The 13887-nt window shown below is 34.6% G+C and carries 13 protein-coding genes; 8 read left to right on the top strand and 5 right to left on the bottom strand.

Going from position 1 to position 13887, the window contains the following annotated elements:
• Positions 1-13: 13 nt before the first annotated feature.
• From NTZ27_08040 to hrcA, 4 genes are read right to left on the bottom strand one after another with little or no spacing between them, the layout of a single operon-like run.
• Positions 14-523, bottom strand: coding sequence for a helix-hairpin-helix domain-containing protein (locus tag NTZ27_08040; GenBank protein MCX6174682.1), 510 nt, complete (start codon positions 521-523; stop codon positions 14-16).
• Between the two features lie 51 nt (positions 524-574).
• Positions 575-1699 (bottom strand): molecular chaperone DnaJ, encoded by a 1125-nt coding sequence (gene dnaJ / locus NTZ27_08045; protein MCX6174683.1) that lies wholly within the window; start codon positions 1697-1699, stop codon positions 575-577.
• A 7-nt stretch (positions 1700-1706) separates the two neighbouring features.
• Positions 1707-2348: a nucleotide exchange factor GrpE gene (locus tag NTZ27_08050; protein MCX6174684.1), complete on the bottom strand. Its 642-nt coding sequence runs from the start codon at positions 2346-2348 to the stop codon at positions 1707-1709.
• A 25-nt stretch (positions 2349-2373) separates the two neighbouring features.
• Entirely contained in the window at positions 2374-3420 is a 1047-nt protein-coding gene (gene hrcA, locus NTZ27_08055) for a heat-inducible transcriptional repressor HrcA (protein MCX6174685.1), read from the bottom strand.
• 172 nt (positions 3421-3592) lie between these two features.
• Between hrcA and purM the strand changes: the two genes are divergently transcribed.
• From purM to prmA, 4 genes are all read left to right on the top strand, one after another.
• Positions 3593-4591, top strand: a complete 999-nt coding sequence (gene purM / locus NTZ27_08060) for a phosphoribosylformylglycinamidine cyclo-ligase (GenBank protein MCX6174686.1) — start codon at positions 3593-3595, stop codon at positions 4589-4591.
• 138 nt (positions 4592-4729) lie between these two features.
• On the top strand, positions 4730-6088 hold the full coding sequence (locus NTZ27_08065) for a YchF/TatD family DNA exonuclease (protein MCX6174687.1): 1359 nt from the start codon (positions 4730-4732) through the stop codon (positions 6086-6088).
• 16 nt (positions 6089-6104) lie between these two features.
• Positions 6105-7544 (top strand): D-alanyl-D-alanine carboxypeptidase/D-alanyl-D-alanine-endopeptidase, encoded by a 1440-nt coding sequence (gene dacB, locus NTZ27_08070; GenBank protein ID MCX6174688.1) that lies wholly within the window; start codon positions 6105-6107, stop codon positions 7542-7544.
• 11 nt (positions 7545-7555) lie between these two features.
• On the top strand, positions 7556-8401 hold the full coding sequence (gene prmA / locus NTZ27_08075; GenBank protein ID MCX6174689.1) for a 50S ribosomal protein L11 methyltransferase: 846 nt from the start codon (positions 7556-7558) through the stop codon (positions 8399-8401).
• A 12-nt stretch (positions 8402-8413) separates the two neighbouring features.
• Here the strand turns inward: prmA and NTZ27_08080 are convergent, their stop codons facing one another.
• On the bottom strand, positions 8414-8833 hold the full coding sequence (locus NTZ27_08080; protein MCX6174690.1) for a MarR family transcriptional regulator: 420 nt from the start codon (positions 8831-8833) through the stop codon (positions 8414-8416).
• 310 nt (positions 8834-9143) lie between these two features.
• Between NTZ27_08080 and NTZ27_08085 the strand changes: the two genes are divergently transcribed.
• From NTZ27_08085 to menB, 4 genes are read left to right on the top strand one after another with little or no spacing between them, the layout of a single operon-like run.
• Positions 9144-10496: an isochorismate synthase gene (locus NTZ27_08085; GenBank protein ID MCX6174691.1), complete on the top strand. Its 1353-nt coding sequence runs from the start codon at positions 9144-9146 to the stop codon at positions 10494-10496.
• Positions 10474-12240: a 2-succinyl-5-enolpyruvyl-6-hydroxy-3-cyclohexene-1-carboxylic-acid synthase gene (gene menD / locus NTZ27_08090; protein MCX6174692.1), complete on the top strand. Its 1767-nt coding sequence runs from the start codon at positions 10474-10476 to the stop codon at positions 12238-12240. The genes NTZ27_08085 and menD overlap by 23 nt, the downstream gene beginning before the upstream one ends.
• Positions 12224-13048, top strand: a complete 825-nt coding sequence (gene menH / locus NTZ27_08095) for a 2-succinyl-6-hydroxy-2,4-cyclohexadiene-1-carboxylate synthase (protein ID MCX6174693.1) — start codon at positions 12224-12226, stop codon at positions 13046-13048. The genes menD and menH overlap by 17 nt, the downstream gene beginning before the upstream one ends.
• A 2-nt stretch (positions 13049-13050) precedes the next feature.
• The gene (menB, locus tag NTZ27_08100; protein ID MCX6174694.1) at positions 13051-13884 is read left to right on the top strand and encodes a 1,4-dihydroxy-2-naphthoyl-CoA synthase; all 834 of its coding nucleotides are present in this window, start codon (positions 13051-13053) and stop codon (positions 13882-13884) included.
• Positions 13885-13887 lie beyond the last annotated feature (3 nt).

Genomic DNA, 13887 nt, shown 5'->3' on the forward strand with positions numbered 1-13887 from the left:
TAATCCCGCAAAACTATTCGATTGATATTCTGTCTTTGATCTTGCTCAGCTTTGCTTTACCGATTCCTTTTACTTTTAATAGTTCGCTTATATTCTTAATTCTACCGTGTTTCTCGCGATACTCAATTATTCCTTTTGCTGTTTTTTCGCCTATGCCGGGTAATGAACTCAATTCCGAAATTGTCGCGGTATTGATATTTATAATCTTCGATGATGAAGTTGATTTTCCAGCTTTAGGATTAGTTAATTTCTCTTTAGTAAAATCCAAAAGTTCACGGTGAGAATCAATCTTTTTTTCTTCTTTATTCTTAATTGAATCGCCATTTAATGGTTCATTCGAAACAGCATTGAAAAGACTGTCTTGCTTTTTATAATCAAACTCAAGATAAAGTTGATCATTTTTGATGTTTTTAAAAATGTTTACAGCAAGACCGATTAAACAAGCAGACAAGATGAAAATAATTACGTTTGTTTCTGTGCGGGTAAAACCGAATTTCTTTGAAATCTTCTCTAATGCTTTCATCAACCCCCCGTTTAATTAATTGGCTGAATAAAGAAAAATAGGAGATATTTTTTACTGCTGACCGCTAATTTTTATGTTAGGCAGCTTCTGAAGTTCTTTCAACATTTCTTTTTCTTTTGCAGTAACATTTTTAGGAACGTGAATGTTGATCTTTACCAATTGATCACCTGCACCATGACTGTTAAGATGTTGAATTCCTTTTTCCCGCATCTTTAGAAATTTTCCTGGCAAAGTCCCGGGCTCGATTTTTAATTTAGCTCTTCCATTTAATGTCGGTACTTCAACTTCAGTTCCTAACACTGCTTCCGGAAAACTTATGAACAATTCATAAATTACGTTATCACCATCGCGGGCAAAAAATTCATGATGTAACTCTTCGAAAATTACAATTATGTCGCCCGCAGGTCCGCCGTTTTTTCCGGCATTTCCTTCACTGCGTAACGTCATGTAATTTCCATCGAACACACCTGCCGGGACATTTATCTTAATTGTAGATTCATCTTGAACTCTTCCGTCTCCGGAACAAGTAGAGCATGGTTCTGAAATTATTTTTCCCGTACCGCCGCAATTGTTGCACGGGGCTATGTTAACGAACTGACCGAATATTGATCTTGATACTTGACGAACTTCTCCGGTACCGTTGCAGACCGAACATGTTTTGAATGCCGAAGAACTTTTTGCACCTGTACCGTTACATGTTGTACACTTATTATATTTTTTGATCTTAACTTTTTTTGTAGTGCCTGCAGCAATTTCTTCGAGTGTTAATTTAAGAGTGATTTTTAAATCAGAGCCGGGCTGCCCCGAAGAACGCTGACGCGATCTCTGTTGCGAAGAACCGCCAAAGAAATCATCAAAGATAGATGAACCGCCGAAAGCTCCGCCAAAAATATCCGAGAAGTGTGAGAAGATATCATTCACATTTGTGTAACTGTGAAAATCTTGCCCGCCTCGTAATCCGCTGTGACCAAAACGATCATACTTTGTACGTTTCTCATCATTGCTTAGAACTTCGTAAGCTTCTGCTGCTTCTTTAAAATTTTCTTCTGATTCTTTATTTCCGGGATTGCGATCCGGATGAAATTGCATAGCAAGTTTTCTATAAGCTTTTTTAATTTCATCTTGAGACGCACTCTTACCAACACCTAAGATTTCGTAATAATCTCTCTTTGCCATTCTTTACTTACCCTTCTTGATTATCATCTGATTGTTTTTCGGAATTCATTTCTTCATTGGAAGCAGTTTCCGAACTCACAATTACTTTCGCATGTCTTAAGACTCGATCTTTATACATGTAACCCGGTTCAAGAACATCCAGTACTGTATGAGGAGCAACTCCTTCTGCCGGTTGCTGCATTAAAGCCTCGTGAAGATGAACGTCAAACGGTTTACCTTTTGCATCTATTCTTTTCACTCCTTGATTTTCTAAAATTTTTCCAAATTTTTCAAAGACTAACATCAATCCTTTTTTTGTTGAATCAAAGTTATTAGCTTCATCTATGTGTAATAGTGATCGCTCGAGGTCATCATAAACCTGTAAAATATTGCGGATGAAAGACTCTGCCGCATATTTCAAAATATTTAGTTGATCGTTTTCATTGCGTCTTTTATAGTTTTCAAACTCAGCAACTTTTCGAAGCAGAGTATCCTTCAATTCCAAATTTTGTTTTTCCTGCTCTACAATTTTTTGAATTGCCGATTCCAGTTCTGAAATTTTTAATGCAAGTTCAGTTTGCTGATTTTCTATTTTAGGTTCAGAAGAGTCTTCTCTCTCGATGGGAATATTATTTTCGTTCTCTTCCGGTATATTTTGTTCTTTATTCAATTCCTTCTCTTCCATAAATTAATTTCTATCTGTGTTTGGTTAATTCTTGAGTTAGTTGTTGAGCGATATAAACTACAGCGGCAACAATTTTTGAATAATCCATTCTCTTCGGTCCCATAATTCCAAGAGTTCCTGTCATATCGCCGATTTTATATTCTTTGGTGATCATGCTGTATTCAGATAACTTTTCATCACGATTCTCTTCGCCAATTGTAATGGTAAGATCTGTTAATGGTATGGATTTATTCTTATCGAGAATGTGAATGATGATATCTCTATTTTCAACTAGTTCTATAACACTCTGAAAATTTTGTGAGTCTTCAAACTCCGGCTGCATCAAAATATTTTTTGTACCGGAGATAATTGCTTTCTCACTACTTAAGTCGGTAAATATTTTATCAACCGAATCCAGAAAAACGCGTATGATCGGTCTGTAAACTTCTGAATTAAAATCTTTAACTCTATCTTCAATAGTATTTCTAATTTCTGAAAATCGTAACCCAGAGAGGCGTTCATTTAAAAATTGTTGAACAATTACTATCTGCTCTTCTTTTACTTCTGCATCTATTTCAAGCGTAATAGTTTTTATTAATCCCGATTGAACACTTACAACCACCAAAATCCTTGTTGATGAAAGTTGAACAATTTGAATTTTTTCTAGAACCGCCTGTTCAAATTTGGGATACGTTACCATAGCAAGTTGATTTGTCAATTCACTTAAAATGCTTGAGGTAATCTTTAGAAGATCTTCCGTTTCAGACGCTGCAGAACCTAAATTAGCGTCAATAATTTGTTTTACTTTTTCTTCAAGTCTTGGAGGGTCCATAAGTGAATCAACATAAACACGGTAACCTTTATCTGTGGGAACTCTGCCTGCTGAAGTGTGCGGATGATTTAGATATCCTAATTCTTCTAGATCAGCCATAACATTTCTAATTGATGCGGGAGATAGCCCAAGATCGTATCGTTTAGAAACATTACGTGATCCAACCGGATTTGCTGTTAGAATAAATTGATGGATAACAAACCGGAGAATCGCCTTTTCCCTATCTTTTAATAGATATTCTTCCATTGTAAATCAAACATACTCAATTTTCGCGGGTTCAAAGTTATTAAAAATTAAGAAATTTTTCATTTCTTAAACTTTTATATTATTGAATTTATGTCACAAAAAGCTGTGCATTTAAGTTTCGCAAAAGATTTTCCGTATATTTTGTATCGAAATGATTTTTTTTGGAGTTGTGTTGGATCCTACTTACAAATCTGCCGGTGTTAATATTCAAGCTGGCGATGAAACAGTTGAAAAAATAAAATCGCTTGCAAAATCAACTTTTAATAAAAATGTTCTTTCCGGAATTGGACACTTCGGCGCTTTCTATGAAATTGATCTTAACAAATGGAGAAATCCGGTTCTTGTTTCAAGTGTTGATGGTGTCGGCACAAAATTAAAAGTTGCTTTCGCAATGAATAAGCATGATACTGTTGGACAAGATTTAGTGAATCACTGCGTGAATGATATAGCAGTATGCGGAGCCGAACCACAATATTTTATGGATTACCTTGCCTTCGGAAAACTCTTTCCTGAAAAAGCCGAACAGATCATAAAAGGTTTTTCAATTGCATGTAAAGAAAATAATGTTGCTTTGATCGGTGGCGAAACAGCAGAGATGCCCGGACTTTATGATGAGAACGAGTATGATATGTCGGGAACGATTGTTGGATTTGTAGAACGTGAAAAAATTATTGACGGACACAATGCGAAAAAAGGTGATGTATTAATTGGTTATAAATCTACCGGACTGCATACTAATGGTTATTCATTGGCAAGAAAAATTCTGTTAGAAAAATTTTCCGTAAATGATAAACACGATCTACTTGAACTTTCCATCGGGGAAGAATTGTTAAAAATTCATAGATCGTATTTAAAACTAATCTGGGAATTAAAGGAAAATATTTCTGTGAAAGCTTTTTCACACATAACCGGCGGAGGAATTATTGGAAACACAAAACGTGTTGTTCCAAAAAATTTACAATTAAAAATTGATTGGAATGTTTGGGAAGTGCTACCGATTTTTAAGTTGATACAACAAATTGGAAAAGTTACAGATGAAGAAATGAGAGAGGTATTTAATTTAGGAATTGGTTTGATTGCAATCGTGGATAAAAGTGATGTTGATAAAACTTTTTCTCTTTCAAATAAGATAAATGAAAACGGAATTGTGATTGGAGAAGTGACATCGTAGATGTCATTCTGAATCCCGATTTATCGGGATGAAGGATCTCTCAGTTTACTTTATTTAGATTCTTCGTCTCGACCTGCCTGCGGTAGGCAGGCTTCGTCGAAACTCAGAATGACAAATATTTAAATTCGGTAAAAAATTATGTTCACAGACACACACACACATCTTTTCTATCCAAACTTCGAAGATGAGGTTGATAAAGTAATTGAACGCGCTGTTCAAGCCGGTGTTGATTATATGATTGTCCCGGGAACTGATCTTGCAACTTCACTCCAAGCAATCGAACTTACGATGATGTATGATAATATTTATGCTTCCGTCGGTGTTCATCCGCACGATTCAAAAGATTGGGATGATTCAATAATAGAGAAACTAGAAGCACTTGCTAAGAATAAAAAAGTCGTTGCGATTGGTGAAATCGGTTTGGATTACTATTATGATTTTTCTCCGCGCGAAATTCAAATCAAAGCTTTCGAATCTCAGATTCAACTTGCACTAAAACTAAATCTACCCATCATAGTTCATAATCGGGAAGCTAACGAAGATATAATGAACATTGCACGCAAATACAAAGACTCCGGCTTGCGGGTGCAATATCACTGTTTCGCAGGATCAATTGCTGATGCACGCGAACTTATAGAGATGCATCATTATATTTCTTTTCCTGGAATTGTTACATTCAAGAATGCTGAAAAAGTACGCAAAGTTTTAAGCCGTGTTGCAATAGAAAATTTATTACTCGAAACCGATTCACCGTTTATGACGCCGGTACCTCACCGCGGAGAACGGAATGAACCGGCATATATAAAATTGATCGCAGAAAAAATTGCGGAGGTTCATCACTTGACAACAGAAGATGTCGGCAAAGCTACATCGTACAATGCTCATAAACTTTTTGGTGTTGGAGAAAAACCCAAATTGAGTTTTACATATCAAATTGGAGAAGCGCTTTACATTAACGTTACTAACCAGTGTAATGCAGATTGTGTTTTCTGCGATCGTAAAGGTGAAGCTGTTATCAACGGCTATAATTTAAAAATGTCGAAATCGGAAGAACCGAAAGCGGAAGTTTATATTAAAGAAATCAGCGATCCGAAAAAGTATAAAGAAATTGTTTTTTGCGGATATGGAGAACCAACTATCAGATGGGAAGTTGTTAAGCAAGTTGCAAAGTATGTAAAAGAATTTGGCGGTAATACTCGAATGAATACAGATGGACATGGAAATTTTATCAATAAGAGAGATATCACATCAGAACTTAAAGGATTGATTGATACTGTTTCAATCAGTTTGAACTCAACTGATCCGGTTCAATATGGTAAGCTGATGCGCGTTGATTCTACCATGCATGAAGAGATGTTGGACTTTGCTAGAAAAGCAAAAAACTACACTCATGTTGTACTTTCTATTGTTGGACTTAGCGAAGTGGATTCCGAAGCAGCTAAAAAGTTTGTTGCCGAAGAAGTTGGTGTTGATTTCCGTGAGAGAGAATATTTCTAATTTAATTTGAGATCTTATGTACTTGCAAAAAAAAATCATTCTCTTTCTCTTTATTTTACTTTTGTTCGTACTCCAATCGTGCGCTTCGTTTCAACCTACTCCCCAATCTTTTCAAAATAGAATTGACAGCTTACTCTACACTGATTTTTTAAAAACTACTCAAGCCGGAATTTCCGTTTACGATCTAACTGAGAAAAAATCTTTATTCAAGCACAACGAAAAACTTTTACTTCGTCCGGCATCAAATCAAAAAATATTAACAACCGCTGCCGGATATTTATTTCTTGGAGAGGATTATAAATTCAAAACTTCTGTTTACTACACGGGAGAAGTGAAAGATTCTATCTGTAACGGTGATATTTATATTGTTGGCGGTTTCGATCCGGATTTTTCTTCACGCGATTTGGACTCTCTTGTTAGTGAAATCAAACATTACGGGATAAAAGAAATTAGAGGAAATCTTTACAGCGATGTTTCTGCAATGGATTCTTTATTCTGGGGAGAAGGTTGGATGTGGGATGATGATCCAGAACCATTTGCCGCTTATCTTACTCCTCTGAACATAAATAAAAATAGTGTTCAAGTTGTTTATGAGCCTGGTGAGATTGGTAAAGAAACTATCATCGAAATAATACCCAAAACAATTTTTTTTCAATTAAACAATTCATCATTAACAATTGATACTGGGAAAACAACTATAAGAATAACTAGAGATTGGATAAACCGGAACAACACAATTTTTGTTAATGGAAATATTACAAGAACATCAAAACAGGATACGATTTCACTAAACGTTTTTAATCCGACTTTTTATTTCCTAAATCTGATGAAAGAGAATATTGAACAAAATGGAATTTCTTTCAAAGGAAATGTTGATACACAATCTCTGCCGGATGGTGCAAAAAAAATATTTACTTATGAACGTAACATTGAACCGGTAATTATAAGTACAAACAAAATGAGCGATAACCTCAGCGCAGAAATGATCCTACGTGCACTTGCTTTAAATTCTTCCAATAAACCTGCGACAGCCGCGAAAGGAATTCGGTTTATCGATAGTCTGATTACTCTTGCAGGATTAAATCCAAAAAATTATAGACTTGTTGACGGGTCGGGTCTTTCTAATTATAATCTTCTTTCTGCAGAACTATTAACTGAAATACTAAAATATTATTATTTCAAGAAGCCTGATCTTTTCTCAAAATTTTTAAGTTCATTTCCAATATCAGGCATAGACGGAACATTGAAGAATCGGATGAAAGATAGTAAAGTGTTCAAACGTGTTCATGGAAAAACCGGAAGTTTAAGCGGAGTAAGCAATCTTTCAGGATATCTCGAAAGCAAGAATGGACATATGATTGCCTTCTCAATATTAATCCAGAATTTTGTCGGCACATCAACTCAAGCACGTTCGATTCAAGATAAATTATGCGAAATTATTTTCGAGATGAATTGAGAATGCAATCAATGAAAACTTACAAGAAATTTTTAATTACTTCTGAACCGCCTAACAATGAATTAGTCAGCGGATTATTATGGCAGTTGGATATTGATGGTATCAACGAAACAGATGAAGGAATTGTAGCCTTTGCTAGCTCTTCAAAAAATATTACCCGTGATGATATTGGAAATATTTTAAAAGAGATGATTTCCGAGAGACTTATTGAATCTTTTTATATCAGTGAAGAAACGCTTGAAGACAAGAACTGGAACGAGGAATACGAAAAAAATGTGCGCGTAATTGAAGTAACTGAAAAAATTGTTATTAAACCATCATTTAAGAAATATATTTCTAAACCTGATCAAATCATTATTACAATTGATCCTAAAATGTCTTTTGGCACCGGCGAACATGCTACTACTCGGCTAGTTCTTCAACTGATTGAAAAATATATCCATGGTGGAGAAAAAGTGCTGGATGTTGGATCAGGAACAGCTGTCTTAGGTATCAGCACTGTTATGCTTGGTGCAGCTTCTGCTCTTTGTATAGATAATGATGAATGGTGTTTACTTAATGGAAAAGAAAATGTTAAAGCAAATAATCTTGAAGAGAAAGTTGAAATTCGTTTAGCTGAAATTCAGCAGGTTGAAGAAAAAGAATTTGATTTAATTGCTGCGAACATTAATAAACATATTTTACTAGACATCGCTGAAGAACTAAAAATTAAGATTAAAAAAAGTGGTGTACTAATTCTATCGGGACTTCTAATAATTGATGAAAATGATATTGTAGAAAAATATACTCGCCTTCAATTTAAGCTGATCGAAAAAAATACAATGGATGAGTGGTGTGCGCTGGTTTTTCAATTGTAATAGAAACTAAAATTAAAACTTATCGAGCAAAATGATAATCTCTTTCTGTTCACTTTCACTTAGTGATGAAACCATTATAGAAATATTTTTATGATACTCAGGTAAAATTGATTCTATTTTATTCCTTCCGGACTCTGTTAAGTCGGCAAGAATCACACGCCGGTCCTCTTTGGAATGAATTCTTTTTACAAATCCTTCTTTTTCAAGATTATCAACAACACAAGTAATATTAGCTCCGGTAACCATCATTTCATTACTGATTTTATTCAAGGATAACGGTCCGGATTTGTAAAGTATTTCGAGAACGCCGAATTGAGGAGAGGTTAATTTTTGTTCAAACATTTGTCTTGCTTGTACTTTTCGAAATTTATCATTTGCTCTAGAAATTTTTTCACATAATTCTAAAGCAAGATTTATATTATCGTTCAACATAACAAACAACCCTTCCCATTATATTCTTTATTATGATAATTCATGAACTTAGAATATTTCATCGTAATTTTGTTAATTATAACCAGTTAACAATTTAACTAACCTTCCAGTCAAAATAAATTCGGATGAAGTTAAAAAGACATAATATTTTTTAATTTGGATTTGAATGATAAAAAGTTTTATTGTTCAATAAAGTTTTATATAATATGTATGAGTTTGAATCTATAAGCAGAAAAACTATATTATCGAAATAAAAAAATGTGATTCTAAACCAACTTATATGATAAATCGAAAAGAATTTATAGAGTTTATGGGCAATTTAAAATTGAAAGAATTATCACAAGAATCTGTTATAAGTTATACACAACTAATTCTTGAACAAGATTACAAAAGTTTAATAACAGATCTTATCAACAATCATGAAATCTCGTTTTATTGGTCTCAGCCGAATGAAGTATTTTCATTTTTTGCCTATAAAGAAATATTCTCTTTCCCGTTAAATAATTCAGTGTCAAAAAATGAGTTCTTGAACGATTTCTCAACGCGGGTTTATTCAAATTCATCGCGGAAATTAAAGCATCCATTATTTGTTGGCGGAATTAAATTCCCTTCTTCAAAAAATGATTTAATGTGGAAAAATTTTAATACCGAAAAATGGTTTATACCTAAGATTCTTCTTCTAAAAATGAATGATGAATTCTCGATTACTTTTAATTTCTTGGTAGACGTTTTTAGTTATGAGAATACAGACGATATTATTGCTAGTCTAATGGCTGATCTAAAATATAAAACAGAGACTATGAATGATTCAGAACCCGTACCTTTTGGAAATAATTCTACGGATTCAGAAATTCATAACTGGTCCAATCAAATAAATTCTGCTTTAGGAAAGATTTCCGCGGGCAAATTAAACAAAGTTGTTCTTGCGCGATGCAAGGATTTGCAATTTATCGAATCGCATAACATTTTTTTTCTTCTTCAAAGATTGGAAGAGAATTTTGAAAATTGTTATACCTTCGCTTATCGGAATGGCGATTCGGTGTTTTTCGGCGTTTCCCCGGAAAAACTTTTTAAAATATCTGATGGATTTATAGAGACTGATGCACTTGCCGGTTCAATCCCCCGCGGAACTACTAAAGACGAGGACGATAATTACACACAAGAACTTCTTCAAAGCAAAAAAAATTTAGCAGAACATAAAAGTGTAATTGATTTTTATCTTGAACAGCTTACTCCCGTTACGGAAAAAATCCTTTTCGATTCACAGCCGTCAATAAAAAAATATCGAAATATTCAGCATCTCTATTCACAGATACGGGCAAAACTAAAACATGATACAAGTATTTTCTCTTTGTTAGAATTACTTCACCCTACACCTGCCGTTTGCGGAATGCCAAAGACCGAAGCTTTAAAAACTATTAACGAATTGGAAGATTTCGATCGCGGAATGTATGCCGGAGTTTTAGGTTGGTTCAATCTTGAAAATGAAGGTGAATTTATTGTCGGATTAAGATCTGCTTTATTACACAAAAAATTCTTACGCGCTTTTGCAGGATGCGGAATTGTTGCAGGTTCAGAAAGTTTATCTGAGTTCAACGAAACAGAATTAAAACTAAGACCAATATTATCTCTATTCACAAATGAAACTATCAATAAATCGTAATACTTTTTGGTGTGATGTATTTGTCCATAAACTTGCCGAGCTTGGCGTTCGCTATGCATGCATTTCACCCGGTTCAAGAAGTACACCGCTGACTCTTGCTTTTGCATCTAACAAATCAATTAATCTTTTTCCTATTGTTGATGAACGTTCATCTGCTTTTTTTGCACTTGGAATTGCGAAGAATACTCAATCGCCGGTTGCTGTTGTAACCACATCGGGTACTGCCGTTGCTGAATTGTACCCGGCAATCATCGAAGCATATTACCAGCGTGTTCCCTTGATAATTTGTACTGCTGACCGCCCGCCTGCTCTTAGAAACAGCGGTGCGAACCAAACTATTAATCAGCAAAATATTTTTAAGAATCACATTCGTTATTTTGCCGATGCCGGTTTGCCTAATCTTAAAAATCTAAATTATATTAGTGATTTAGCTGATAAACTGATTTTAAATTCAAGTCTATTGGATAAAGGTCCCGTTCATATAAATTTTTCATTCGAGAAACCTTTTGAGCCTAGAAGTTATACGGATAAGATTGAGATAACTAAAATCCAAAAAATATTTTCAAAATCTTCTTTAGTTCTTAATGAAAAGAAAATTGTTGCAATAGATTTTGATTCGCTTATTAAAAAACTTAATAGTATTGAACGCGGAATCCTATTAGTCGGCTCAAATAATTATAACAAAGATTTTACAAAGAAACTTGTTCAGTTCTCAAAAACTTTCGGTTATCCAATATATGCTGACGGATCATCTTCATTAAGGTTTGGCAGTCACTCAAAAGAATATTTCATTGATAATTTTACAGCATTTGCCCGAATTAAAAACTTTCAGAAATATTTTGATCCGAAATTAATCATTCAGTTCGGAGGAACTCCTACATCTAATGTCCTGCTGGAATTTTTTAAAAACTCTAAAGCGGAGAAAATATTAGTTAACGAATTCGGAGATAGGAACGATCCATCCCATTCAGCAAAAAAAATCTTCGCAATTAATCCGACTGAATTTTGTTCTTCTATTCTAAAAAATATTGGAAGGAACATAAAGAGAGACAGTTGCTGGTTAATTGATCTTCAAGTAATGAATAATAAAGCAGCGGAATTAAAAAATAAATTGCTCTTCAATGCAGAATTCCCGTTCGAGGGAAGAATAGCTAATGAATTGATCAAATCATTACCCAAAAAATCCAATCTGATGATCTCAAACTCGTTACCGATTAGAGATATAGATTTTTTTGCTTCATCAAATAATAAGAACATAAATATATTTTCAAACCGCGGCGCCAGTGGTATAGACGGAATAAATTCTACTGCTCTTGGTATTGCAAAAACATCGAAAGAACCAACTTATCTTTTAATTGGAGATCTTGCATTCTATCACGATATGAACGGTCTTCATAATGCAATTAAATACAAAATTCCTCTTACTGTAGTTCTTATTAACAATAACGGAGGGGGAATTTTTGAATCATTACCAATATCGGATTATAAAGAATTTCTTCTCGAAAATTTCTTAACCCCGTTGGAACTTGATCTTTCTAAATTGGTTAAAGCTTATGGAGGAAAATTTATCCGTATTAAAAATTGGAAGGAATTTAGCTCTACCATCAGTTCTTCGAAAAAGAATAAAAAGATCACTGTTCTTGAAATTCGTACTAACGCAAAAAAATCAAAGGGACTAAGAGATAAATATTGGAAAGCTGTTTCAAACGAAGTAGATTTATATATAAATGAAATTAAAAGTTGACGATATTCAATTTAATCTTCTTATCAATGAATCCGATTTTAGTAATGAAAAGACACCAATAGTTTTTCTGCACGGATTTACTGGAAGAGCCACCGATTGGCAATTTATTTTTGATAAAGTCCCAAAGAAATTTTTTCCGATCGCAATTGATCTTGTCGGACATGGTGAAACTGATTCACCGGAAAATCAAGATTTCTATTCTTGTCACGCAATCGTTCGCCAAATTGATTCTATAATTAATCAACTTAATATTAAAAAATTTATTATTGCGGGTTACTCGATGGGCGGAAGAGCTGCTCTCGCTTATAGTTTCAAAAATCCTCAAAAGATTAAAGCCGCTATTTTAGAAAGCACATCGCCCGGAATTGAAGATTTCGGTCTAAAGAAAGAAAGAGTTGAATTTGATTTTCTTCTTTCAGATAAAATAAAAAACGAAGGTGTCGAATCATTTATCGAATACTGGTTCAGCATTCCACTTTTCGAATCTTTGAAGAAACTTCCACACTTTGAACATGAAAAAAAATTACGGAATCAAAATAATGCAACAGGATTAGCAAATAGTCTCTCCAGTTTCAGCCCCGGATTGATGCCCAACTTGTGGGGAAAACTTCCGTTGCTCGAATTTCCCGTTCTACTATTAAGCGGCGAGCTAGATGAAAAATACACTGATATTAACAATGAGATGAAAAATAAACTGCTTAAAGCGATTCAAAAATCAATTCCTGGATGCGGTCATAATGTTCACTTAGAAAAGCCGGAGCTTTTTACTAAATTTGTTTTAGATTTTTTGAATTCAATTGAAAGGTGAATATGATTTACAAGTGGACTTCCGTTAAAAAATATCAAGATATTATTTATGAAAAGATGGACGGAATTGCAAAAATTACAATCAACCGTCCTGAAAAACGAAACGCATTCAGACCTGAAACAACTCTTGAACTTTATGATGCATTCGCTGAAGCGCGTGAAGATAACAGTATTGGTGTAATTCTCTTAACTGGAAAAGGTCCGGCAAAAGATGGTAAGTATGCATTCTGTTCCGGCGGAGACCAATCAATCCGCGGTAATAAAGGTTACGTTGGAAAAGATGGCGTGCCGCGTCTTAACATTCTTGATGTTCAAAAACAAATTCGAAGTATTCCCAAACCGGTGATTGCACTTGTCGCCGGATATGCAATCGGTGGCGGGCACGTACTTCAAGTTGTTTGCGATTTAACTATCGCGGCTGATAATGCAATCTTCGGACAGACCGGACCAAAGGTTGGAAGTTTCGACGGAGGTTTTGGCACTAGTTATCTTGCACGAATTGTTGGACAAAAGAAAGCGCGTGAAATTTGGTATTTGTGCCGTCAGTATAATGCTCAAGAAGCGCTTGATATGGGTTTAGTTAACAAAGTTGTCCCGGTTAAAAAACTTGAAGAAGAAGGAATTAAATGGGCAAAAGAAATTTTAGAAAAAAGTCCGCTTGCAATTCGACTACTTAAGTCCGCATTCAATGCAGAACTTGACGGACAAGCGGGAATTCAGGAGCTTGCCGGCAATGCAACTTTACTTTATTACATGAGCGATGAAGCGCAAGAAGGCAGAAACGCATACAACGAAAAACGCAAACCGGATTTCAAAAAATTTCCTAGAGTGCCATAATTG

The organism is Ignavibacteriales bacterium, assembly GCA_026390775.1.
Classification (GTDB): domain Bacteria; phylum Bacteroidota; class Ignavibacteria; order Ignavibacteriales; family Melioribacteraceae; genus Fen-1258.

Bases quoted from the DNA above. Each gene is read 5' to 3' on its own strand.
- menB (MCX6174694.1), top strand. From the start codon at position 13,051: ATGATTTACAAGTGGACTTCCGTTAAAAAATATCAAGATATTATTTAT.
- NTZ27_08080 (MCX6174690.1), bottom strand. From the start codon at position 8,833: ATGTTGAACGATAATATAAATCTTGCTTTAGAATTATGTGAAAAAATT.
- NTZ27_08040 (MCX6174682.1), bottom strand. From the start codon at position 523: ATGAAAGCATTAGAGAAGATTTCAAAGAAATTCGGTTTTACCCGCACA.
- prmA (MCX6174689.1), top strand. From the start codon at position 7,556: ATGAAAACTTACAAGAAATTTTTAATTACTTCTGAACCGCCTAACAAT.
- hrcA (MCX6174685.1), bottom strand. From the start codon at position 3,420: ATGGAAGAATATCTATTAAAAGATAGGGAAAAGGCGATTCTCCGGTTT.
- NTZ27_08065 (MCX6174687.1), top strand. From the start codon at position 4,730: ATGTTCACAGACACACACACACATCTTTTCTATCCAAACTTCGAAGAT.
- menD (MCX6174692.1), top strand. From the start codon at position 10,474: ATGAAACTATCAATAAATCGTAATACTTTTTGGTGTGATGTATTTGTC.
- dacB (MCX6174688.1), top strand. From the start codon at position 6,105: ATGTACTTGCAAAAAAAAATCATTCTCTTTCTCTTTATTTTACTTTTG.
- NTZ27_08085 (MCX6174691.1), top strand. From the start codon at position 9,144: ATGGGCAATTTAAAATTGAAAGAATTATCACAAGAATCTGTTATAAGT.
- menH (MCX6174693.1), top strand. From the start codon at position 12,224: ATGAAATTAAAAGTTGACGATATTCAATTTAATCTTCTTATCAATGAA.
- dnaJ (MCX6174683.1), bottom strand. From the start codon at position 1,699: ATGGCAAAGAGAGATTATTACGAAATCTTAGGTGTTGGTAAGAGTGCG.